The sequence below is a fragment of the Rhodococcus sp. 14-2483-1-1 genome (genome assembly GCF_002259335.1).
In the GTDB taxonomy this organism is placed as follows: domain Bacteria; phylum Actinomycetota; class Actinomycetes; order Mycobacteriales; family Mycobacteriaceae; genus Rhodococcoides.
The window spans coordinates 127510-150572 of the sequence record NZ_NPFX01000021.1; the positions used below are offsets into that span (position 1 = coordinate 127510).

Annotated in this window: 21 protein-coding genes and 2 tRNA genes; 10 read left to right on the forward strand and 13 right to left on the reverse strand. The window is 64.9% G+C overall.

Annotation, left to right across the window (positions count from 1 at the left end):
- Nucleotides 1-29: 29 nt before the first annotated feature.
- Nucleotides 30-2603 carry an aminopeptidase N gene (pepN, locus tag CH294_RS19125; protein ID WP_094738838.1) on the reverse strand — a complete coding sequence of 858 codons (2574 nt, stop codon included), beginning with the start codon at nt 2601-2603 and terminating at the stop codon, nt 30-32.
- 157 nt (nt 2604-2760) lie between these two features.
- Here pepN and CH294_RS19130 point away from each other — a divergent pair, with 157 nt between their 5' ends.
- Nucleotides 2761-3378: a DsbA family protein gene (locus tag CH294_RS19130; protein ID WP_032402378.1), complete on the forward strand. Its 618-nt coding sequence runs from the start codon at nt 2761-2763 to the stop codon at nt 3376-3378.
- Between the two features lie 62 nt (nt 3379-3440).
- Here CH294_RS19130 and CH294_RS19135 read toward each other — a convergent pair whose 3' ends face one another.
- Nucleotides 3441-4103: a DUF429 domain-containing protein gene (locus CH294_RS19135; RefSeq protein WP_080734395.1), complete on the reverse strand. Its 663-nt coding sequence runs from the start codon at nt 4101-4103 to the stop codon at nt 3441-3443.
- 16 nt (nt 4104-4119) lie between these two features.
- On the opposite strand from CH294_RS19135, the gene CH294_RS19140 reads away from it, so the two are divergent.
- The gene (locus tag CH294_RS19140; RefSeq protein WP_032379225.1) at nt 4120-4599 is read left to right on the forward strand and encodes a ribose-5-phosphate isomerase; all 480 of its coding nucleotides are present in this window, start codon (nt 4120-4122) and stop codon (nt 4597-4599) included.
- The gene (locus CH294_RS19145) at nt 4600-5394 is read left to right on the forward strand and encodes a DNA-formamidopyrimidine glycosylase family protein (protein WP_094738839.1); all 795 of its coding nucleotides are present in this window, start codon (nt 4600-4602) and stop codon (nt 5392-5394) included.
- On the opposite strand, the gene CH294_RS19150 is transcribed toward CH294_RS19145, so the two are convergent.
- The gene (locus CH294_RS19150) at nt 5391-6212 is read right to left on the reverse strand and encodes a hypothetical protein (protein ID WP_094738840.1); all 822 of its coding nucleotides are present in this window, start codon (nt 6210-6212) and stop codon (nt 5391-5393) included. The two genes, CH294_RS19145 and CH294_RS19150, sit on opposite strands and share 4 nt — an antisense overlap.
- A 110-nt stretch (nt 6213-6322) precedes the next feature.
- A tRNA-Gly gene (locus CH294_RS19155) sits at nt 6323-6396 on the reverse strand.
- A 170-nt stretch (nt 6397-6566) separates the two neighbouring features.
- On the opposite strand from CH294_RS19155, the gene CH294_RS19160 reads away from it, so the two are divergent.
- The 5 genes from CH294_RS19160 to clpX all read left to right on the forward strand — a co-directional run bounded on the left by CH294_RS19160 (nt 6567) and on the right by clpX (nt 11129).
- Nucleotides 6567-6640: transfer RNA gene (locus tag CH294_RS19160), tRNA-Pro, on the forward strand.
- A 113-nt stretch (nt 6641-6753) separates the two neighbouring features.
- Nucleotides 6754-8133: a trigger factor gene (tig, locus tag CH294_RS19165; RefSeq protein WP_032379222.1), complete on the forward strand. Its 1380-nt coding sequence runs from the start codon at nt 6754-6756 to the stop codon at nt 8131-8133.
- A 100-nt stretch (nt 8134-8233) separates the two neighbouring features.
- Nucleotides 8234-8866, forward strand: a complete 633-nt coding sequence (locus CH294_RS19170) for an ATP-dependent Clp protease proteolytic subunit (RefSeq protein ID WP_032379221.1) — start codon at nt 8234-8236, stop codon at nt 8864-8866.
- Between the two features lie 46 nt (nt 8867-8912).
- Nucleotides 8913-9554: an ATP-dependent Clp protease proteolytic subunit gene (locus tag CH294_RS19175; protein WP_008715342.1), complete on the forward strand. Its 642-nt coding sequence runs from the start codon at nt 8913-8915 to the stop codon at nt 9552-9554.
- 294 nt (nt 9555-9848) lie between these two features.
- A complete protein-coding gene (gene clpX, locus CH294_RS19180) occupies nt 9849-11129 on the forward strand; it encodes an ATP-dependent Clp protease ATP-binding subunit ClpX (protein WP_032379220.1) in 1281 nt (426 codons plus the stop codon).
- A 68-nt stretch (nt 11130-11197) separates the two neighbouring features.
- Here clpX and CH294_RS19185 read toward each other — a convergent pair whose 3' ends face one another.
- The 3 genes from CH294_RS19185 to CH294_RS19195 form a co-directional block, all read right to left on the reverse strand.
- Nucleotides 11198-11995 carry an N-acyl homoserine lactonase family protein gene (locus CH294_RS19185; protein WP_032402381.1) on the reverse strand — a complete coding sequence of 266 codons (798 nt, stop codon included), beginning with the start codon at nt 11993-11995 and terminating at the stop codon, nt 11198-11200.
- 6 nt (nt 11996-12001) lie between these two features.
- On the reverse strand, nt 12002-13363 hold the full coding sequence (locus CH294_RS19190) for an MFS transporter (protein WP_052065833.1): 1362 nt from the start codon (nt 13361-13363) through the stop codon (nt 12002-12004).
- Nucleotides 13364-13537: 174 nt separating this feature from the next.
- Complete coding sequence (locus CH294_RS19195; RefSeq protein ID WP_032402382.1) at nt 13538-14215, reverse strand: TetR/AcrR family transcriptional regulator; 678 nt, start codon at nt 14213-14215, stop codon at nt 13538-13540.
- A gap of 110 nt (nt 14216-14325) precedes the next feature.
- On the opposite strand from CH294_RS19195, the gene CH294_RS19200 reads away from it, so the two are divergent.
- Both CH294_RS19200 and CH294_RS19205 read left to right on the forward strand, forming a co-directional pair.
- The gene (locus CH294_RS19200; protein ID WP_094738841.1) at nt 14326-15225 is read left to right on the forward strand and encodes a shikimate dehydrogenase; all 900 of its coding nucleotides are present in this window, start codon (nt 14326-14328) and stop codon (nt 15223-15225) included.
- Nucleotides 15222-17111 (forward strand): sugar phosphate isomerase/epimerase and 4-hydroxyphenylpyruvate domain-containing protein, encoded by a 1890-nt coding sequence (locus tag CH294_RS19205; protein WP_094738842.1) that lies wholly within the window; start codon nt 15222-15224, stop codon nt 17109-17111. Before CH294_RS19200 ends, CH294_RS19205 begins: the two co-directional genes overlap by 4 nt.
- A 34-nt stretch (nt 17112-17145) precedes the next feature.
- Here CH294_RS19205 and CH294_RS19210 read toward each other — a convergent pair whose 3' ends face one another.
- Genes CH294_RS19210 through pcaH form a run of 6 tightly spaced genes read right to left on the reverse strand, consistent with a single transcriptional unit; the run spans nt 17146 to nt 23054 of the window.
- A complete protein-coding gene (locus CH294_RS19210) occupies nt 17146-18357 on the reverse strand; it encodes an acetyl-CoA C-acetyltransferase (RefSeq protein WP_094738843.1) in 1212 nt (403 codons plus the stop codon).
- Complete coding sequence (locus CH294_RS19215; protein ID WP_094738844.1) at nt 18350-19171, reverse strand: IclR family transcriptional regulator; 822 nt, start codon at nt 19169-19171, stop codon at nt 18350-18352. The genes CH294_RS19210 and CH294_RS19215 overlap by 8 nt, the downstream gene beginning before the upstream one ends.
- Nucleotides 19168-20337: a 3-oxoadipate enol-lactonase gene (pcaD, locus tag CH294_RS19220; protein WP_094738845.1), complete on the reverse strand. Its 1170-nt coding sequence runs from the start codon at nt 20335-20337 to the stop codon at nt 19168-19170. The genes CH294_RS19215 and pcaD overlap by 4 nt, the downstream gene beginning before the upstream one ends.
- Entirely contained in the window at nt 20334-21683 is a 1350-nt protein-coding gene (pcaB, locus tag CH294_RS19225; RefSeq protein WP_094738846.1) for a 3-carboxy-cis,cis-muconate cycloisomerase, read from the reverse strand. Before pcaB ends, pcaD begins: the two co-directional genes overlap by 4 nt.
- 23 nt (nt 21684-21706) lie before the next feature.
- Entirely contained in the window at nt 21707-22345 is a 639-nt protein-coding gene (gene pcaG, locus CH294_RS19230; RefSeq protein ID WP_094738847.1) for a protocatechuate 3,4-dioxygenase subunit alpha, read from the reverse strand.
- Nucleotides 22338-23054, reverse strand: a complete 717-nt coding sequence (pcaH, locus tag CH294_RS19235) for a protocatechuate 3,4-dioxygenase subunit beta (RefSeq protein ID WP_032402390.1) — start codon at nt 23052-23054, stop codon at nt 22338-22340. The genes pcaG and pcaH overlap by 8 nt, the downstream gene beginning before the upstream one ends.
- Nucleotides 23055-23063 lie beyond the last annotated feature (9 nt).

The following is a 23063-nucleotide window of genomic DNA, read 5'->3' on the forward strand; positions in this document are numbered from 1 at the left end:
ACCGGCCCTGGTCGTATGTGCGGGAGCGATCAGCTCGCGTCGAACTCCCGTGCTGCGAGAGCCCGGACGACGCCTGCCCGTCCCTCGATCACCAGGCGACGGAGTGCCGGAGGCAGTTCGCCCTCCAGGAACCCGTCCGCGGCCGCGAGTGACTGTTCACTGATCGACCAGGAGGGGTACAGCCCGATCACGACGGTCTGCGCCACCTCGCTGGATCGACGAGACCAGACACCCTCGATGGCATCGAAGTAGCGGGCGACGTAGGGCTCGAGCAACTCGCCCTGGCCGGGCCCCGCGAAGCCGCCGATGATCGAGCGCGCCGTGATGTTCGGCACCGAGTCGTCGTCGACGACGGTTGTCCAGGCCTGCTCCTTGACCTCGGCGCTCGGTCGAGCGGCCCGCGCAGCCGCGGCCGACCTTGCCCCGGCGGCGGTGTTGTCCGCGCTCGCTTCTGCATCGATGACCGGCGAATCGAGCCCGTCGGAGTCGATCGCTCCGGCCGCGGCCAGCGCCGTGACGATTCGCCACCGCAGGTCGGTATCGACGCCGAGGCCGGACAGGGACTGACCGTCGGCGTCCCCGTCGAGCAGGGCACGCAGCACGTCGATGTGGCGGTCGTGGAGTTCGGTACCGGTGAGGGCGTTGACGAACGCCAGCTGGTGATCCGAGCCCGCCTCGGCACCGCGTGCCAGTTCCAGCAGTGCGTCGGCGAACTCGGGGGTGCCGTGCTCGGACGCCCAGGCGGGGTCGGCGTAGCTGGTGATGGCGGTCTGTGCCTGCAGCAGAAGGCGTTGCACCACACCCACTTCGGTCTCGCCGCCGATTCCGCGCTGGACGAGGGCAACAAAATCTCGGGCCTTCATCTCGGCCGATCGAGTCATCTCCCACGCTGCCGACCACGCGAGGGTGCGGGGGAGTGGTTCGGCGATGTCGCCGATCCGAGACAGGAGCGTCTCGAGCGAGTCCGGGTCCAGACGCACCGCGCAGTACGTCAGGTCGTCGTCGTTGACCAGCACCAGCTTGCCTCGCGAGACGCCGACCAGCGCATCGACATTCGTCGATTCGGCTGCATCGAGATCGAGCTCCACTCGGTCGGTGCGCACGAGCTTGCCGTCGACGTCGTCGTAGATGCCGACGGCGATGCGGTGGACTCGATGCTCGCCTGCACCCGGCGCGGCACCGCTCTGCCGAACCGCGAAGCGCGTGAACTTACCGTCGCCATCGACGTCGAAGTCCGGGCTCAGAGTGTTCAGGCCGGTGGTCCGCAGCCACTGCGTGCCCCAGTCGGACAGGTCGCGACCCGACGACTTCTCCAGGGCAGCAAGCAGATCCGAGAAGGTGGCATTGGCGAAGGCGTGGTCGACGAAATATGCCCGCAGTCCGGCCAGGAAGTCTTCCTTGCCCACGTAGGCCACCAACTGCTTGAGCACACTCGCGCCCTTTGCGTAGGTGATCCCGTCGAAGTTGACCTCCACCGCGGCCAGGTCGGGGATGTCCGCTGCGATGGGATGCGTCGAGGGCAACTGGTCCTGGCGGTACGCCCATGCCTTCTCGACGTTGGCGAACGTGGTCCATGCGTTCGAGTACTCGGTGGCCTCGGACTGGCAGAGAACAGAGGCGAACGTGGCGAACGATTCGTTGAGCCACAGGTCGTCCCACCACGTCATGGTCACCAGGTCGCCGAACCACATGTGCGCCATCTCGTGCAGCACCGTCTCGGCGCGACGCTCGTACGAGGCCCGTGTCACCTTGGACCGGAAGACGTAGTCCTCGAGGTACGTGACGGCGCCGGCGTTCTCCATGGCACCGGCGTTGAACTCCGGTACGAAGAGCTGGTCGTACTTGCCGAATGCGTACGGGGTGCCGAAGTTCTCGTGGTAGAAACCGAAGCCCTGCTTGGTCTCGGTGAACAGGCGCTCCGCATCCATGTGCTCCGCAAGCGTTGCGCGGCAGTAGATTCCGAGCGGGATAGTGCCGTGATCGTCGGTGTAGGAGTCGGTCCACTCCGCGTACGGTCCGGCGATCAGCGCGACGAGATAGGTACTCATCAGCGGGGTCGTGTCGAACACGTGCTCTCCCGCGGCAGGCTCGGCACCGTGCGCGGCATTGGAGATCACGGTCCAGCTCTCGGGAGCGGTGACCTTCAGGTCGAAGGTGGCCTTGAGATCGGGCTGATCGAAGCAGGCGAACATTCGCTTGGCGTCGGCGGTCTCGAACTGCGAGTACAGGTACACCGAACCGTCCGACGGGTCGACGAATCGGTGCAGGCCCTCACCGGTGTGCGAGTAGAGGCAGTCCGCGTCGATGACGAGCTCGTTGTGTTCGGACAGATTCTCGAGTGCGATACCCGTCGACTCGTCGTAGTTCTCAGTGTCGAGGGCGGTGCCGTTGAGCGTCGCGGAGCGAATCGTGCTCGCAATGATGTCCACGAAAGTCGACGATCCGGCGGTGGCCGCGAACGTGATGGTGGTGAGCGAGCGGAACGTCTTCTCGCCCGGATTGCCTTCGCCGTCGGTGAGATCGAGAACGATCGCGTACTTCGTTTCCCCGATGATCGCCGAACGTTCGGAGGCTTGGTCACGCGTCAGGTTGGGAGCAACCACTTCAGTCGACACCTCTTCGTGTAGTTATGGGTAGTGCTGTCCATCCCATCACGTCACGAGTGGCTCGCGCTGGCCGACCGGTAGTGCGGAATGTATGCGCGGTGGGCGGTTGTTATCGCAAGAAGAGATGTTGACCTCGACTTCCAAGGAGTAGACAGTGGCCGGTTCAGGACAGAAAGACACTGCGGATTTTTGGTTCGACCCACTGTGCCCGTGGTGCTGGATAACCTCGCGCTGGATTCTCGAGGTGCAGCAGGTGCGAGACATCGACGTGAACTTCCATGTCATGAGCCTGGCCGTACTCAACGAGGGCCGCGATCTGCCCGAGGAATACGCCACGATGATGAAGAAGGCGTGGGGTCCGGTTCGGGTGGCGATCGCCGCCGCGAAGCTGAAGGGTGACGAGATCCTCTCGCCGCTGTACACCGCCATGGGTACGCGAATCCACAATCAGGGCAACAAGGATTTCGACGTCGTCATCCGAGAGTCCTTGGCTGAACTGGACCTGCCTGCCGATCTCGCGACCGCAGCCGAGAGCACCGACTTCGACGAGGACCTGCGCACCAGCCATCACGCAGGAATGGACAAGGTGGGCCCCGACGTGGGCACCCCGACCATCCACGTCAACGGAGTCGCGTTCTTCGGCCCGGTGATCTCGCGAATCCCGCGTGGCGAAGAGGCGGGCAAGCTGTGGGACGCGTCGGTGATATTCGCCTCGTACCCGCACTTCTTCGAGCTCAAGCGCACGCGCGACGAGGATCCACAGTTCGACTGATCGCACGAGCATCTCGCGCGTGGAAATTCGTAGCAGGAGGCGAACTTTCACGCGCGGGGTGACTAGGCGACGATGCGATCCGACGCGTCGGCGGTACCGAAAGTTCGGTGCTCGCCGACGTGGAATCGCCTCGCCGACCACGCCGCTGCGGCCGCGTCGAGAAAGTCGTCGACGACCGGCCCGTCCGGGAGGTCGTCCAGGTCGAGATGCTCGCTCCACCGTCCCAGCGCAGCCAACCGCTGTCCGACGCCGCGGCCGCTCTTCTTCGATGCGAACGTCGTCGTCGGTGACATTGCCCGGAAAGAACATTCGGGATGGACCTCGACGTAGATGTCGGGATCGAAGTCCGCCTCGCGCCATGACTGCACAGCAGGCAGGATGTGCCACGTCTGCTTGCTGATCGCTTTGCCGGTGATGCTGCGCGAGAGTGCGCAGGCATGCTCGTATGTCGAGGCGTCGAGAACGTCGACAACGGGCGTGTGGAATATGGAGCTTCGCGCCCGGCCGAGAAACGCCTTCGCCTCGAGTTCGCTGATGCGATAGCCGTCCACCGGCAGAGACAGTGGCATGTCGACGCCCACTCGCGCGCAGTCTCGGGTGTGCTCCAACACCTCGGCCACGGAGGAGCAGCCGGTCCACGTCAGTCTCGAGCCGTCGAAGACTGCAACCACCCATGCACCCTTCGCGCCGTCGACACCGGCGAATTTCTCGGCTCGTGAGTTCACCTGTCAGACTCTAGGCATGCGCGTATACCTGGGTGCCGACCACGCCGGCCTCGAGTTCAAGAATCAGATCATCGAACACCTGACGGCGACCGGGCACGAGCCCGTCGACTGCGGTGCCTTCGACTACGACCCCGTCGACGACTACCCGGCCTTCTGCATCGACGCAGCACGGCGCGTCGTCGCCGATCCGGGCAGCCGCGGACTGGTGCTCGGCGGCTCAGGAAACGGCGAGCAGATCGCTGCGAACAAGGTGCCGGGCGCTCGCTGCGCACTGGCATGGAGCGTCGAGACCGCAAAGCTGGCCCGCGAGCACAACGATGCTCAGCTCATCGGCATCGGTGGCCGTATGCACACGTTGCCCGAAGCCCTCGCCATCGTCGACGCGTTTCTCGGCACTCCGTTCTCGGGCGAGGAGCGCCACCAGCGCCGCATCGACATCCTGTCCGAGTACGAGCGCAGTGGCGAGGCACCCGAGGTTCCGGGAAAGCCCGCGTAGGTGCCCGAAGGCCACACCCTGCACCGACTCGCTCGGCTGCATCAACGACGGTTCGGCGGGGCACCGGTCGAGGCGAGCAGTCCCCAGGGACGGTTCACCTCCGGTGCCGCGCTGATCGACGGGCTCGTGCTCGAAAGAGCGGAGGCCTGGGGCAAGCATCTGCTGCACCGTTACGAGACCGATCTGATCGTGCACATTCACCTGGGCCTGTACGGAAAGTTCACCGAACAGGCAGTGCCACTGGACGATCCGGTGGGCGCAGTACGTCTGCGCATGGTGGGGGAGAAGTACGGTGCCGACCTGCGCGGCCCCACCGCGTGCGAGATCTACACCGAGCAGCAGGTCGACGCCCTTCTGGCGCGGCTCGGGCCGGACCCGCTCCGCAAGGATGCAGATCCGGACGCGGCCTGGATGCGAATCTCCAAGTCGCGCACCGCGATCGGGACACTACTGATGGATCAGAAGGTGCTGGCCGGCGTCGGAAACGTCTATCGCGCCGAAATCCTGTTTCGCCACGAGATCAATCCGATGCGCCCGGGGAAGGACCTCGATCGAGCCGAGTGGGACGCGATCTGGTTCGACCTCGTCGACCTGATGAAGATCGGCGTTCGACGCGGTCGCATCATCACCATCCGGCCCGAGGACGATCACGGAGACACCTACGGTGCCCGTCGACCTCGCTCGTACGTCTACCGCAGGCAAGGCCTTCCGTGCCGCGTGTGCGGGACCGAAGTCCTGCACACGACGATGCAGGCGCGAAACCTGTTCTGGTGCCCGGTCTGTCAGGCAGCCTAGAACCCGCCGAAGTCGCCTCCACCGCCGAAGTCGCCTCCGCCGTCGAACATGCCCCCGCCGCCGTCCATGGCACCGAAGTCGGTGTCGCCGCCGCTGTAGTCGTCGCCGCCGGAACCGTCCCCGCCGGAACCGTCCCCGTTGTAGTCGTCACCGCCGGAACCATCGCCCGAGCCGTCGGCTCCCATGTCTCCGCCCGCTGCCGTCTCGTCCGGCACTCCCGCCATGCCGGAGAACATCGCCGAGAACAGGAACATCGAACCCATTCCCCACGCGCCGGCGACCAGGGCGGGCCGCCACCACGGCTCGGAGTACCAGCCCGCAGGGACCGGACGGCCTGCTACGCGGCCGCCCGGGTAGTAGTTCGGGGTGCGGTCCGACGGATCGGGTGACGCTGCGATCTCGCGGCCCTCGAAGTCGACCTTGCGCTCTTCGGTGACTCGTCCGGCCTGCTGCTGGCCGTCGATGCCCTGCACCTCCGGGCCTGGGTCCATGCCCATGGCCAGGCGTGCCGCGCGGATGTAGTAGAGCCCCTCGAGTGCCGTCTGCTTGGCCAGTCTGGCCTGTTCGGGGGTGGTGGCCTGGTCGATCTGCGACCCGGCGGCGATATTGCGCTCGGACGCATCGGCCAGGGCCTGCTTGGACGGTGTGTCGGTGCCGATCAGGTTGTAGACCTGACCGCCGAGGCGTTCGATCGACTGGCGGGCGTCGGCCTTGGCGTCGGCCAGTGCAGTTTCGGCCGCCGCAGCCGAGTTCTTCTTGCTTCGCAGCACCAACAGGGCCACTGCGGCGATGACGAGGACGATCAGGACTATTTCCACTTCGGGCCTTCCGCCGACGGTGCATGTCCGGTTCGTTCGGACAATTCGGACTCCGTTTCAGGGTACGCGGACACGAAAAAGCCCCGCACTGAAAGTACGGGGCTTTTCGATGGAGCCGATGACGAGAATCGAACTCGCGTAGCCTGTTTGGAAGACAGGGGCTCTACCATTGAGCTACATCGGCGTGCAAACAACAGTCGTGGGATCGCCAGTTCCGTCGCCTGCGTTTCAAGACTGTACCCAAAGCCGTCGCCGGATTCCAAACCGGCATGCCGCGCCGGGTTCGCCCGAACGCCATCGGTGGGGCGCCGATGAGGGGCTACTATCGGTTGCTGTTCAATGGTGTGGGTACGACGGGGTGTGGCGCAGCTTGGTAGCGCATCCGCTTTGGGAGCGGAGGGTCGCAGGTTCAATTCCTGTCACCCCGACAAATGAGGGCCGCAGGCACGGTTCGCCGTGTTTCGCGGCGAGCGAGGTAAGACCGCAAGCCAGCACCGTAAGCACCACCAGCAAGCAAGAATTACCAGAAGGAGCATGTCCCGTGAAGAGCACCGTCGAGCAGCTGAGCCCGACGCGAGTCCGTATCAACGTTGAGGTGCCCTTCGAGGAGCTCAAGCCTGATTTCGACCGCGCATACAAGGCTTTGGCTCAGCAGATCCGCCTCCCCGGATTCCGTCCCGGTAAGGCTCCGGCCAAGTTGCTCGAAGCGCGCGTCGGCCGTGGTGCGGTGCTCGAGCAGGTCGTCAACGACGCTCTTCCCGCCCGTTACTCAGAGGCCGTGACGAACGAAAAGGTCAAGGTCATCGGCCAGCCCGAGATCGAGATCACCAAGATCGAAGACGGTACGGAGCTCACCTTCACCGCCGAGGTCGACGTTCGTCCCGAGATCGCACTGCCGGACTACTCGACCATCAGCGTCGTCGTCGATCCGCTCGAGATCAAGGACGAGGCCGTCGACGAGCAGCTGCAGTCGCTGCGCCAGCGTTTCGGCACCCTGACCGGCGTCGATCGCCCGGTTCAGTCCGGTGACTTCGTCTCGATCGACCTCTCGGCCACTGTCGACGGCGAGAACGTGGAAGAGGCAACCGCGAGCGGACTGTCCCACGAGGTCGGCTCCGGCCAGCTCATCGAGGGACTCGACGATGCGATCATCGGGGTCTCCGCGGACGAGTCGAAGGAGTTCACCTCGACTCTGGTCGCCGGCGAGTACGCAGGCAAGGAAGCTGTCGTCACGGTCAAGGTCGTGTCCGTCAAGGAGCGCGAGCTGCCCGAGGCCGACGACGAGTTCGCCCAGCTCGCCAGCGAGTTCGACACCTTCGACGAGCTGCTCGCCGACCTGAAGACGCGCGTCGAGCGAGTCGCGAAGGTCGAGCAGGCCGGTCAGATCCGCGACAAGGTGCTCGAGACGTTGCTCGAGACGCTCGAGATTCCGGCTCCCGAGGCCGTCGTCAAGGCCGAGGTCGATTCCCAGGTGCACGAGGCCATTCACGGCCTCGATCACAACGAGGAAGCACTCGCCGAGCTGCTCGAATCTCAGGGTTCGAGCCGCGAGGAATTCGACAAGGACGTCAAGGAAGGTGCCGAGAAGTCGGTGCGTACCCAGCTCCTTCTCGATGCGATCGCCGAGGCCGAGAACACGCAGGTCGGGCAGGAAGAGCTCACCGAGCGGATCATCTTCCAGGCGCAGCGCTACGGCATGCCGCCCGAGCAGTTCATCCAGCAGGTGCAGCAGGCCAACCAGCTCGGCGCGGTGTTCGCCGACGTCAAGCGCGGTAAGGCCCTCGCTTCGGTCGTCGAGCGCGTCACCGTGACCGACACCAACGGCGCGAGCGTCGACACGGCCGAGCTGTTCGGTAGCCCCGCCGATGCTCCCGACGAGGTCGAAGCAGCTGATTCTTCCGAGGGCGAACAAGAGAAGTAACGCTCACAGCGAACGACGGCGGTTCCGGGACTCCGGAGCCGCCGTCTTTCGTTAGTGTCTGTGTCAGGAACCAACGATTTGTTATGAAAAGGCAGGTACCGTGACTGTTCAGAATCCGGCGGCTTCGCACGAGCAGAGTCCCGTCATGACTTCGGCCGCAGCAGGGTTGAATCTCAGCGACTCCGTGTACGAGCGTCTGCTTCAAAACCGCATCATTTTCCTCGGTACCCAGGTCGACGACGACATCGCCAACAAGTTGTGCGCCCAGATCCTGTTGCTCTCCGCCGAGGATGCCACTCGCGACATTTCGCTGTACATCAACTCGCCCGGTGGCTCGGTCACCGCGGGCATGGCCATCTTCGACACCATGGAATTCGCCGAGTGCGACATCGCGACCTACGGCATGGGTTTGGCCGCTTCGATGGGTCAGTTCCTGCTCTCGGCCGGTGCCAAGGGCAAGCGGTACGCCCTGCCGCACGCGCGCATCATGATGCACCAGCCCTCGGCCGGTATCGGCGGCAGCGCATCCGACATCGCCATCATGGCCGAGCAGTTCGCGCACACCAAGCGTGAGATGGCCGAGCTCATCGCTCAGCACACCGGCCAGACCGTCGAGCAGATCACCGAGGACTCCGATCGCGACCGGTGGTTCACCGCCCAGGCCGCCAAGGAATACGGGTTCGTGGATCACGTCGTCAGCCGCGCGCAGCAGGCCGGCGGAATCGGCGAGTAAATCGGCCTGTACCGGCGACCTCGATCACTCACATCTTGGAGAAACGATGACAAACCTGTTCGATCCCAACCAGTTGCCGTCCTCGCGGTACATCCTTCCGTCCTTCGTCGAGCACTCCAGCTACGGCGTCAAGGAATCGAACCCGTACAACAAGCTGTTCGAGGAGCGCATCATCTTCCTCGGCGTGCAGGTCGACGACGCGTCGGCCAACGACGTCATGGCGCAGCTGTTGGTGCTCGAGGGGCTCGACCCCGACCGGGACATCACCATGTACATCAACTCGCCCGGCGGATCGTTCACATCGCTGATGGCGATCTACGACACCATGCAGTACGTCCGCGCCGACGTTGCGACCGTCTGCCTCGGCCAGGCCGCCTCTGCCGCGGCAGTTCTGCTCGCCGCCGGTACGCCCGGCAAGCGTGCGGCTCTGCCGAACGCACGGGTGCTGATCCACCAGCCTTCCAGCGGTGGAATCCAGGGCCAGGTGTCGGACCTCGAGATCCAGGCTGCGGAGATCGAGCGCATGCGTCGTCTCATGGAGACCACTCTCGGTCGCCACACCGGCAAGGACCCCGACGTCATCCGCAAGGACACCGATCGCGACAAGATTCTCACCGCGGAGCAGGCCAAGGACTACGGCATCATCGACACCGTGTTCGAGTACCGCAAGCTTTCCGCACAGAAGTAGCACTGCGAGCACCACCGGTCGGGCCGTAGCGGTCCGGCTCGAGTTCCGGCGCCGGGCGCGAGTGAGAAACTCCGCCCGGCGATCGCGATCGACGGCCCGATTTCTGGTACAGACGAAATCGGGTGGCGAATCACCGGAAACAACCCGCCCATGTTCGGCGAACACGGGTAGCGTCGCACCCAAGAACTCGGGCGGTCGATATCGGCACGACGAAAGCCCGGGAAGTAGCCCACGGTGTCTCGGCACAGTCGGACGGCGTGGGGCGTACGCGGACAAGGAAGTAGGAACCTCCGAATGGCACGCATCGGTGACGGTGGCGATCTGCTGAAGTGCTCGTTCTGCGGCAAGAGCCAGAAGCAGGTCAAGAAGCTCATTGCTGGACCAGGGGTGTACATCTGCGATGAGTGCATCGACCTGTGCAACGAGATCATCGAGGAGGAGTTGGCCGAATCGAGCGAAGTCAAGCTCGACGACCTACCCAAGCCCTCCGAGATCAAGGATTTTCTCGAAAATTACGTGATCGGTCAGGACGCTGCCAAGCGCACGCTGGCCGTTGCGGTCTACAACCACTACAAGCGAATCCAGGCCGGTGACAAGGCCCGTGACGTGCGGGGCGAGTCGGTCGAACTGGCGAAGTCCAACATTCTGATGCTCGGACCGACGGGCTGCGGAAAGACGTATCTCGCGCAAACGTTGGCCAAGATGCTCAACGTGCCGTTCGCCATCGCCGACGCCACCGCGCTCACCGAGGCCGGATACGTCGGCGAGGACGTCGAGAACATCCTGCTCAAGCTGATCCAGGCCGCCGATTACGACGTCAAGCGCGCCGAGACCGGCATCATCTACATCGACGAGGTCGACAAGATCGCCCGCAAGAGCGAGAACCCGTCGATCACGCGAGATGTGTCCGGTGAAGGCGTCCAGCAGGCATTGCTGAAGATTTTGGAAGGAACTCAGGCCAGCGTGCCGCCGCAGGGCGGTCGCAAGCATCCGCATCAGGAGTTCATCCAGATCGACACGACGAACGTGCTCTTCATCGTCGCCGGTGCCTTCGCCGGTCTCGAGAAGATCGTGTCCGATCGCGTCGGCAAGCGTGGTCTGGGCTTCGGGGCCGAGGTTCGCTCGAAGGCCGAGATCGACACCCAGGACCACTTCGCGGAGGTCATGCCGGAGGATCTGATCAAGTTCGGCCTGATCCCCGAGTTCATCGGCCGGTTGCCGATGATCGCGTCGGTCACGAACCTGGACAAGGAATCGCTCGTCACGATTCTGTCCGAGCCGAAGAACGCGCTCGTCAAGCAGTACCGTCGTCTGTTCGACATGGACGGTGTGGAGCTCGAGTTCACTGCCGAGGCCTTGGACGCAATTGCCGATCAGGCAATTCTCCGTGGTACCGGTGCTCGTGGACTTCGCGCGATCATGGAAGAAGTGCTGTTGCCGGTGATGTACGACATCCCCAGCCGCGACGACGTGGAGAAGGTTGTCGTCACTGCAGAAACGGTCAACGACAACGTGCTGCCGACGATCGTGCCGCGCAAGCCCGAGCGGCCGGAACGCCGCGACAAGTCGGCCTGACCAGTCGCCGATTCGACGAAAGAGCCCCGATCATCGTAATGATCGGGGCTCTTTCGTCGTTCGGAAGGTCAGCCGAGGCTCACCACGTGGGGCTGTCGATCGACTGCCCTGAATCGTTCGGACACCAGTGGGTCGTGTCCGGGCACGATGTGATCGGGACCGTCGGCCAGTTCCTGGATTCGGTCGAAGGCTCCGAACATGTCCGGAAGGTAATGCAGGATCGCGAACGGGTTGTCGGACTCGATGTTCTCGTAGAAGTGGCTCGCGTCCGACGCCAGCACGATGTTTCCCCGCGCTGTGCGTACTCGGACAATCTGCATGCCGGCGGTATGGCCGCCGACGGAGTGCACCGACAGACCGTCCAGCAGTTCACGATCTCCGTCGACGAGGTCGAGTCGCGTGCTCGCGGCCACGTGATCGATGTCCGGTCTGGAGTGCAACCATCGCTCCTGTTCGATGCGCGTTGCCCACGGACCGTTCCAGTACTCGAGCTCGCGCCGCTGTACGACGTAGCGGGCTCGGGGTAGGTCTGCCACGACCCCGGTGTGGTCGTAGTGCAGGTGCGTCAAGACACAGAGATCGATGTCGCCGGGCGCGATCCCCAGACCGCCGATGATCTCGAGCGGGGAGCCGAAGTAGTCCAGTCCCTGCATTCCTTCGGCGGTGGAGGGGGCGAGCCCGGCGTCGATCAGAACGGTGTCGGTCTGCGAGAGGGCGAGCCACACGTAGTAGGCAGTGGGATGTGGCTCGCCGCCACGGTTATCGTGATAGTGGAAGTGTGTGCTGCGCAGTGCCGTTCGAGTCGCGTACTGCACGGCGAACACTCGCCACAACCCCGGGGTATCAGGCCGTTCTGCGTCGATCATCGACGGTCACTGCGAGTTCGCGGTGGCGGTTGCATCGACGGTACGAGGCTTTGTGCCGAGTTCGTCGGTGGGCGTGCGGAACGTTTCCTTGGACGTGGAGACGATGGCGACGTTGATGGCACAGAACACGGCGGTGACGATGGCGACCGGTAGCCAGGCACCGATCTCGGCACCGGCGATCGCTCCGGCGATGGTGGGCGCGAATCCTGCGATGGCGAAGCCGATCTGGGTACCGAGGGCGGTGCCGGTCAGACGCACCCGAGCCGGGAACATCTCGCCGTAGAACGAGGGCCAGACTCCGCCGGTAGCACTGTGGACGAATCCGAACATCACGATGCCGAAGACGAAGATCAGTGCGTAGCTACCGATCGAGATGGACCAGAGGTAACCGAACATGAGGATGGCGCAGCCGATCGATCCGAACAGGAACACCGGCTTGCGGCCGACGCGGTCGGAGAGCGAACCGAAGAAGGGCAGCGAGAACAGTGCGACCACGTTGGCGAGCACGCCGACCCAGAGCATCGGAGTGCGTTCGAGGCCAACGGTATTGACGGCATACGACAGGGCGTAGACGGTGAAGATGGTGCTGACCGAGGCGATCACAGCGGCGAACATGACGCGAAGAACTGCGCGCCAGTGGTCGGCCAGCAGTTCGGCCAAGGGCAGGCGCTGCGGTTCGTTGGAAGCAACCTCTTCCTCGAACACCGGGGTCTCGTCGAGCGAACGGCGGATGAGGAACGCGGCGACGACGACGAATGCGCTGAGGAAGAACGGGATTCGCCAGCCCCAGCTGAGGAGCTGCTCTTCGGGAAGCATCGCGACGGGGAGGAATACGGCGGTGGCGAGAATCTGGCCGCCCTGGGTGCCGCTGAGTGTGAAGCTGGTGAAGAACGCGCGGCGGTTGTCCGGGGCGTGCTCGAGTGTCATCGAGTTTGCGCCTGCCTGCTCACCGCCGGCAGAGAATCCCTGCGCGAGTCGAAGCAGAACGAGGATGATCGGCGCAGCGATTCCGATGGACTCGTAGGACGGGAGAACGCCGACCCCGAGGGTCGCGACACCCATCAGCAGGACGGTGGCGACCATGACCTTCTTGCGGCCGTAGCGATCACCGATGTGTCCCAGCACCAATGCTCCGAGCGGACGCGCAAGGTAGCCGACGCCGAATGTCGCCAGGGCCAACAGTGTGCCGGTGGCGGGATTCGATCCGGGGAAGAACACGCGGCCGAATACCAGGGCTGCCGCCGTGCCGTAGATGAAGAAGTCGTAGTACTCGAGCGCGCTGCCCACCCATGCTGCGGTGGCGGCTTTGCGCGGGTTCGCACCCGGTCGAAGGGGTGTGGGGGTCGGTCCGGCTGTAACGGGATCCATCGTCGTTCGTCTCTCTTCGTGTGACGGGGGGAGCTGAGGTGCCCTTCGACACTGCGATCCAGCCGACCGGATCGCTAATGTACGAAATAGTTAAAACGAGGCGCTCCTAGATACTGAACGTGATCCATGCCACGTGTCAACCCCGGATGAGATTCGAAGGACTCGGCGAGCGCGTCAGGGGGCCGGTTTGGTGAGAAACGCGATGATCATGTCGCCGAGCATGGAGCGCAGTCGTTCTCGGTGCGCCGGGTCGGTGAGGTCGCGACCGAACAGGGCCTCGAAGGTGTAGCGATTGGACAGCCGGAACACACAGAAACTGCTGATGGCCATGTGGATGTCCAATGCGTCGACGTCGGTACGAAACAGCCCGTCGGCCTGACCGCGCTCGAGAATGCTGGCCAACAGCTCGGCCGCGGGGTTGCCCAGATTGCTCAGTGCCTCCGAGGTGCCGATGTGCTCGCCGCGCAGGATGTTCTCGGTGGACACCAATCGGATGAAATCGGGATTTTGTTCGTGGTGATCGAAGGTGAGGGACGCGATGGCGCGAATGGCCTCGACCGGTCCGAGTCCTTCGACGTCCACGGCTCGTTCTCGCTCGCGAATGCGCAGGTATGACCGTTCCAGAACGGCCTTGTACAGGCCTTCCTTGTCGGTGAAGTAGTAGTACAACATTCGTTTCGTCGTGTGCGTCCGCTCGGCGATCTCGTCGATGCGGGCACCGGCGAACCCCTTGTCCGCGAACTCTTCGGTAGCTACCTCGAGGATGTTGTGCCGGGTCAGGTCGCTGTTGCGGCGCCGTTTGACGGCCGGTCCGCTGCTGTCGTCGGACGAGGCGGTTGCGCGCGGAGGCATGGATCAACTCTATCGCCGTCGATTGTGCGGAAACGGTTGGGCGCGGGGCGACGGCGTAGTACCGTCGATCTAACTCACCAATTAGTACATTAAATAGCTAGGAGATCGAGATGCCGGAATCCGTGCTCTGTGGACTGATCGGGACGGGTATCGGCAAGTCGCTCACGCCCGCGATGCACGAGAAGGAAGGTGTCGAGCAGGGGCTGAACTATCTCTACCGCATCATCGATCTCGACCGACGTGGGCTGACTGTCGAGGATCTGCCCCGCCTGGTAGCGACGGCCGCCGACCTCGGATTTCGTGGACTGAACATCACTCACCCGTGCAAACAACGCGTCATCGGTTGCCTCGACGAGCTCTCCGACGACGCGGCCCGACTCGGGGCCGTCAACACAGTGGTGTTCGCGGACGGCCGAGCCGTCGGACACAACACCGACTGGTCCGGATTCGATCGCAACTTCGGCCGCGGGTTGCCCGGTGCCGACCTCGCCGATGTGGTCCAACTCGGTGCAGGGGGAGCAGGCGCAGCCGTCGCGTACGCCATGGCGCGCCGCGGCGCAGCCACACTCACCTTGGTGGACGCCGATCCTGTTCGAGCGCAGCAACTTCGAGACTCCCTTGCGGCGATCTTCCCCGATGTCGAGATTCTCTCGGCCGGACTCGATCGGCTCGGCGCCGTCCTCGAAACCGCGACCGGGCTGGTGCACGCGACCCCGATCGGAATGGTGGAGCACCCGGGATCGGCCGTGCCCGAGCACCTCCTGGATCCGCGCATGTGGGTGGCCGAGGTGGTCTATCGTCCGGCGGAGACCGAGTTGCTCTCGGCCGCAGCCAGAGTCGGTTGTCGAACGCTCAGCGGAACCGGGATGGCCGTATTCCAGGCCGCCGATGCATTCGAGATCTTCACCGGCCGCACCGCCGATGCGGATCGAATGATCGCCCACATGAGCTCGTTGATCGAGCTGGAGGATCGCCTCGCTGCCACTGCGGTAGCCGGAGCGCTCGCATGAGCGCCGTCGCGACGTCCGTCGCCACGGTCTCGCTCAGCGGATCGCTCGACGAGAAGATGCGTGCCATCGCAGATGCCGGGTTCGACGGCTTCGAGGTGTTCGAGCCGGATCTCATCAGCTCACCCGACCTGCCCGAGGACATCGCGAAGAAGGCCGCCGATCTCGGCCTGACTCTCGATCTCTATCAACCGTTTCGGGACGCAGACTCGGCAGACCCGGATCAGTTCGCCCGCAACCTCGTTCGCATCGAGCGCAAGTTCGACGTGATGGAGCAATTGGGATGCGATCTACTGCTGGTGTGTTCCTCGCCGCTGGCCGGTGCTGTGCGCGAGGACGACCTGCTGATCGAACAGATGGCGATTCTGGCCGAGCGTGCGCACCGGCGCGGAATGCGATTGGCGTACGAGGCGCTGGCCTGGGGCACCCACGTCGATACCTACGGTCATGCCTGGGACATCGTTCGACAGGTCGACCATCCGGCACTCGGCACCTGCCTGGACAGTTTCCACATTCTCTCCCGCGGTGACAATCCCGCGGGAATTCGCGACATACCGGGCGAGAAGATCTTCTTCCTCCAACTGGCCGACGCACCTCACCTGGTGATGGACGTGTTGCAATGGAGCCGCCACCATCGGTGTTTCCCCGGGCAAGGCAACTTCGATCTTGCTCGCTTCGGAGCGGACGTGGTTGCCTCCGGCTACACCGGACCATGGTCGCTCGAGATCTTCAACGACGTCTTCCGGCACTCCGACACCGGGCGAACGGCATCCGACGCCCATCGCTCGCTGCTGTACCTGCAGGAGCAGGTGCGCGCCATCGAAACACCCTCTGCAGAAACAGATCTCTTCTCGCCTCCACCGCCAGGTCCGATCGAGAACGTCGTATCCCTACGGATAGCGGCGGGGCCGGCGAAGGCAGCGCAGCTGGGGACCGTTCTGCGCCAGTTGGGTTTCGACCTGACGGCCGCACACAGCGAACACGGACTGTCGTTGTTCACCCAGGGTCCACTGGCGGTGGCGGTCGACACGACCGTGGACACGTTGTGGACTGCGCCCGGCGTCCCGGCCCACTTGCCCGCGTTGGCTCAGATCGGCGTCCGTAGCGAGCGCCCCGATCTGTGGCTCACTCGGGCCCGCGCTCTCGGCGTCACCGCATCCACCGTCACCATGCCGGGTGTTGCGGACGCGACCGACGCGGTGGTGCGCCTTGCGGTGACCGGCGCAACCTCGCTCGACCTGCGCACCCGAGACAGTGCGGGTGCCTGGCAGTCGGCGTTCGACCTGGCACCTCGGGTGACGGAACGCCATGACGCCTGTGTCTCCCACGTCGACCACATCGCTCTGGCCGTACCCGCCGAGAGCTGGGACGGCGTGATGCTCTTGCTGCGTTCTGTGTTCGGAATGGTGCCCCGCGACGGGCAGGACGTCGTCGACGCGATCGGCCTGGTGCGGAGCCAGGCCCTCACACTGGACACCGCGGGCGGCACGATTCGGCTCTCGCTCAACATGGTTCCCGGCCGGCCGTCCGACTCGGACCCGCTGCCCGCCGCCCGCCGCGGAGGCGTCGGACACGTGGCGTTCGGATGCGAGGACATCTACGCTGCGGCGTCGGCGATGGTCGACCGCGGCCTCACCCCGTTGCGTATCTCTCCCAACTACTACCGCGATCTCGACGCGCGATTCGAACTCGGATCCGACACCTTGGACGCGATGCAACGCCTGGGAATTCTGTACGACGCGGACGCGTCCGGCGGGGAGTTCTTCCACTTCTTCACCGGAACCGTCGGCGACGATCTGTTCTTCGAGGTGGTCCAGCGAACAGGTAGCTACGAGGGCTACGGGGAGACCAATTCCGCGGTGCGACTGGCGGCTCAGCTGCAGGAGTGACGCCCGCAGGCAGCCGGCCGCCCGTCGCCGTGGGTCAGGTGAGGCGCTCGAAGACCGCAGCCAGGCCCTGGCCACCGCCGATGCACATCGTCTCGAGTCCGTAGCGGACCTCGCGGCGATCCATCTCGCGAAGCAGGGTGGCGAGAATGCGAGCTCCGGTTGCACCGACAGGGTGTCCGAGCGAGATGCCGGAACCGTGCGGGTTCAGTCGAGGGTCGTCGGATTCGATGCCCCAGGAACGGGTGACGGCGAGGGCCTGGGCAGCAAATGCTTCGTTGAGTTCGATGATTCCCATGTCGTCGAGGCTCAGACCGAGCCGTCCGAGTGCCTTCTCGCTGGCGGGGACCGGCCCGATACCCATGGTGCGCGGAGCAACTCCGGCGACACCCCATCCGGCCAGTCTGGCCAGCGGCCGAAGACCCAGTGCAGCAGCCTTGTCCGGAGTGGTGACGATCGCAAGCGCGGCACCGTCGTTCTGGCCGCTGGCATTTCCCGCCGTCACCGTCGATTCGGGATCGATCGACGCGCGAATAGCCTTCAGCTTCGCGAGTGACTCCACAGTGGTGTCGGCACGGGGATGTTCGTCGGTGGTGACGAGGAGTGGATCCGACTTACGTTGGGGGACAGTCACACCGACGATCTCTTCGGCGAACACCCCGCTGTTCTGTGCGGCGACCGCGCGCTGGTGGGATTGGACTGCCAGCGCATCCTGATCGGCTCGGCTGATCGAGAACTCGGCGCGAAGATTCTCTGCGGTCTCGATCATGCCGCCGGGCACGGGAAAGTTCTTGCCGCCTGCGGTCACTCGTGCCCGAGCGAGTCGGTCGGACAGGGCCACCGCCTCGGCTTTGACGCCCCAACGCATGCCGGTGGCGTAGAACTCGGTCTGGCTCATGCTCTCGACGCCGCCCGCCAGAACCAGATCGTTGCCGCCGGACTGAACCTGCATGCACGCGTGCAGAATCGCTTGCAGGCCGGAACCGCAGCGCCGGTCGACCTGCATGCCGGGGACGTCGATACCCAGGTCGGCGTCGAGTGCTGCGATACGTCCGATCGCCGGCGCATCGCCGTTGGGCGACGCCTGGCCCAGGATCACGTCGTCGATGTCGGCACCGGAAATGCCGGTTCGGGCAACGAGTTCCGCGATGACCGTGCCGGCCAGGGCTTGGGCGGAGATATCGCGGAACTGACCGCCGAAGCGGCCGACCGGGGTTCGAAGGGGCTCGCAGATCACGGCGTCAGGCATGGTTGTTTCCTCGCTTGTCGTTGGGTCCGGTACTCACCCGGAGCAGGTCGGTCTCGATGGCGCGGGTGGCGTCGAGCAAGGCCGGGAGTAGTTCGGTGCGGACTTCGTCCGCGGAATGACGCGCAGCTTGAGTCGAGACGTTCGCCGCCGCGACAACCACACCGTTGCTGTCGTGGATGGGTGCGGCGATCGATCGCAGACCCTCTTCGAGTTCCTGATCCACCAGACAGAAGCCCTCGGCTCGTACCCGTTCGAGTTCGCGTCCGAGGGCAGCCGCCGAGGTGAGGGTCTTACCGGTCAGTGCAGTCAGCTGGATTCGGTCGAGGTATGCCGCGAGCTCGTCGGCCGGTAGACCGGCCAGCAATACGCGTCCCATCGAGGTGGCGAACGCGGGGAATCGCGTACCGATGTTGATTCCGACGGTCATGATGCGGCTCACCGGAACTCGCGCGACGTACACGACGTCGTCGCCGTCGAGAATCGATACGGAGGACGATTCGCGTACCCGTTCTGCGAGAGCCTCCAGATGCGGTCCGGAGACTTCCGGTAGGGACAGACTCGACAGATAGCTGTACCCCAGTTCGAGCACGCGCGGGGTGAGCCAGAACAAGGAACCATCGGTTCGGACATATCCGAGCTCGACGAGAGTGAGCAGAAACCGTCGGGCGGTGGCCCGCGTGAGTTCGGTTGCCCTCGCGACATCGGACAGTGTTCGACGCGGATGCTCGGCGTCGAACGCTCGAATCACCGCAAGACCACGGCCGAGTGACTGGACGTAGTCCGAGGACGGTGCCGGCGATTCCCCGGAGTTCACGAGCTACCCGAATCGGTCTCGGCGATGGCCGCGTTCGCCAGGCCGAATGCGCTGTTGCTGTTCGGAACTCCCGCGTACACCGCGGTGTGCAGAAACACCTCGGCCAGTTCGTCCGGTGCCAGTCCTGCGCGGAGCGCTGCGCGAATATGCATATCGAGCTCGTGCTGGTTGCCTACGGCCGTCAGAATCGCCAGGGTCAGGAGTCTGCGGGTGTGGTGGTCGAGTCCGGGGCGGCTCCAAATGTCACCCCATGCGGTGCGGGTGATGAAATCCTGGAACGGCGCGGTGAATTCGGTTCGCGCGGAGATGCTTCGGTCGACGTGAGCGTCGCCGAGGACGCTGCGCCGCACCGCCATGCCGGTGTCGTGGGCCGCCGCCCGGCCCGCAGCGTACAGATCCGACCCGATGTGTGCGGCGATCGCTGCGGTGACGGGTCCGGCCTGCTCGACGTTGGCCAAGTGTGCTGCGGGGTCGAGCACTCGGAACGTCGATCCGGTGACACCGTCAGCGATGATCTTCAGATCCTCGGGGGTGGTCGAGGGGTCCTGACGACCTGCGATCACGAGGGTCGGGGAGCTGATTCGACCGAGGTCTGCGCGAGAATCCCAGTCGGACAACGCCTCACAGCATGCCGCGTAGCCCTCGTCGGAGGTGTCGACGATCATCCGCCGATGCCGTTCGACGAGATCGGCGTCGCGACCGGCGAGTTCGGGGGTAAACCACCGGTCGAGTACTGCGTCGGCCAACGAGGCCGTTCCGCCCGCGCGGACCGTGGCCGCGCGATCGAGCCACTGCGCGGGCTCACCGAACTTGGCTGAGGTGCACAGCAACGTCAGAGTTCGCACTCGCTCCGGTCGATGGATGGCGATCCACTGCGAGACGGCACCGCCGAGCGAGAGGCCGACTATGTGAACGCGCTGCAGATCCAATGAATCCAGCAGGGCCAGGACGTCTTCGGCCAGATCCGCGACGGAGTACGGGCCAGGGGGCACCGGGGATGCCCCATGCCCACGGAGATCGACGGCGAGTACTCGAAGCGACGCGGAGAGCGGACCGACCTGCGGGTTCCACATCGATCGATCGGAGCCGAGGGAGCCGATCAGCACGACTGTATCGGCGTCGGTGCCCGGTCCTTCGACGAGTCGGTGAGCCAGTGCGACGGTCATCGTGAGTCCTTCGAGTCTGAGGTGTTGTCGGTGTCGAGAGCGAGCTCGGCCAGGATGGTGTCGACCAGATCGGGTGCGTGGCCGAGATACCCGGCCGGGTCGAGCAATTCGCGCACCGTCGACTGTGCGAGAAAACCGGTGATCGCAGGGTCGGTGTCCAACGGTGCTCCGGCAGCACATCGAGCGGTCACGATGTCCCGGGCATCGTTCGTATGGTGCGACAGGGCTGCCGATACACGTTCGGCGAGAAGCGCTCCGCCCGTCGCGTCGAGATTACGAGCCATCATCTCGGGATGTACGTGTACGCCGCCGAGGCTGCTGGCGATGCGGTGTGCTGCGCCGCCGGTGAGGCGCAGCAGGTCGGTGATCGTCTCCCACTCGGCGTGCCATGCTCCCGCGGCGCGCTGGTACTCGTGATCCATGTTCGAGAGCACCGTCGATACTGCCCCCGGCACGCGGCGGGCCGCGGCGCGAGCCGTGATGGCCGCAACAGGGTTTCGCTTGTGCGGCATGGCCGAGGATCCCCCCGGCGCGTCCTCGGACAGCTCGCCGAGCTCGGTTGCGGACATGGACACGATGTCCCCGGCGATCTTCCCGATCGTCCCGGCGGCCGTGCCCAACGCGCACGCGAGATCCGCGATTGCCGTGCGCTCGGTGTGCCAGGGCGCGACCTGCGGAGCCAGTGACAGTTCGGCGGCCAGCGCGGCGGCTATGGCCGGGCCGTGCGGATACACGGCCGCGAGAGTGCCTGCGGCTCCGCCGTATTGAACCGGACACGCCTGTCGAGCGGCAGTCAGACGTGTGCGCGCGCGGTAGAGCCCCGATGCCCAGTTCGCGGCGACGAGGCCGAACGTGGTGGGGAGGGCCTGCTGGCCGAGAGTGCGCGCCGCCATGGGAGTGGTGCGATGTGCCAGTGCGAGATCTCGTGCAGCGCGGCATGCGTCGTCGAGCGAGGTTTCGATGGCGGCGAGCGCAGTGCTCGAGACCAGCATCAGTGCCGTGTCCATGATGTCCTGGCTGGTGGCGCCGGGATGGACTGCGCTGGGCGGAACTGCAGAGGGTGACACAGCCCTGCGAAGCATCGTCACCAGCGGAATGACGGGGTTCCCGCCGGCGGCCGCATCGAGCCCGAGCTGGGTGATGTCCGCAGACGTCCCGAGCTCTGCTGCCGCAGTGGTGACGACGTCCGCGTGGTCGGCATCGACCAGTCCGACCGAGGCCGCGGCACGCGAGAGTGCGGCTTCCACGTCGAACATCGCTGTCACCCAGGCGCGGTCTCCCACGAGTGGTGCGATGACGTCGCTGCCGAACGTGGGATCGAACAGTGCACCTCGCTCGGATGCCATTGTCCTCCTTCGCGAATCGCTCGTCACAGTTCGAAGAACGGAGTCTCGTCGCCGTCCGGGTCGGTGTTCTGCAGCACGATATCGAGGTGATAGCCGCCGTCGACCGACCGTGCGACGAGTCTGGCACGCTTGTGCTCGGGCAAGGCGGACAACACAGGATCGACGGCATTGGCCTCGGCCTCGTCGGGGAAGTACACCCGGGTCACGACCCGTTCGAGCATTCCGCGAGCGAAGATGCCGACGTCGATGTGCGGCGCCTCGACGGCACCGTTCTCGGCGGGCAACGGTCCCGGCTTGATCGTGGTGATCGTCATCGTCCCGGTCGCGTCGGCGAACGCTCGCCCGAATCCGCGAAAGCCCTCGACTCGTGGCGCAACTGCGCCCCGTGGGTCGTCGGAATGATCGAACCGGCCGTCGGCATCGGCTTGCCAGGTCTCGATCATGGCGTCGGCCATGGGGGTTCGGGAGCCGTCGATCAACGTGAACGTCACCGTGACGGCACCGTCCGTGCCCGGCGGCACCACATGTTCGCCGTCGGGCCACAACAGTCCGATGTGGACGTACGGGCCCACCGTCTGGGACGGGGTCTGTCCGAAGGGGGCGGTGGTGAAGTCGGCTCCGGTGACCACGGGGTAGCGAGGCGCGAATTCTGGGTCAGTCATCGTGGTCGTCTTCCTCGAAGGGGGTGGCGTTTCGGCCGCGCAGCACGATGTCGAATCTGAAGCCGAGTGCCCAGTTCTCCTGCGTTGCTTCGTAATCGAACGTGCTGATCATGCGAGCGCGAGCGTCTTCCGGTGCGGCGTTGTAGATCGGATCCTGGAAGAACATCGGGTCGTCCGGGAAGTACATCTGGGTCACCAACCGTTGGGTGAACGCCTGTCCGAACAACGAGAAGTGAATATGGGCGGGACGCCACGCATTGTGATGATTGCCCCAGGGGTATGCGCCCGGCTTGATCGTGGTGAATCGGTAACGGCCCTGCTGGTCGGTGAGCACTCGGCCGACTCCGTCGAAGTGCGGATCCAGTGGTGCCGGCCAGCGGTCACCGGTGTGTCGGTATCGCCCGCCCGCGTTGGCCTGCCACACCTCGACGAGCGTGTTGGGGATTGCCTTGCCGTCACTGTCGAGTACTCGGCCGTGCACGATGATGCGCTGCCCCTGTGCTTCACCGCCGTTCGCCAGAGTCAGATCGGCATCGGCGGCGGTGATCCGCCCCTCGCCCAGTACCGGTCCGGTGATCTCGGTGAGTCGCTGGGGAAGCAGCGTCAATGGCTGTGCTGGGTGTCGCAGAGCCGTGGTGCGGTACTCGGCGAAGTCTCGCGGGGCGTTGGTGCCCGCTTGATCCCGATAGTCGGGCGGGAGATGAAGCATCGAAGGTTC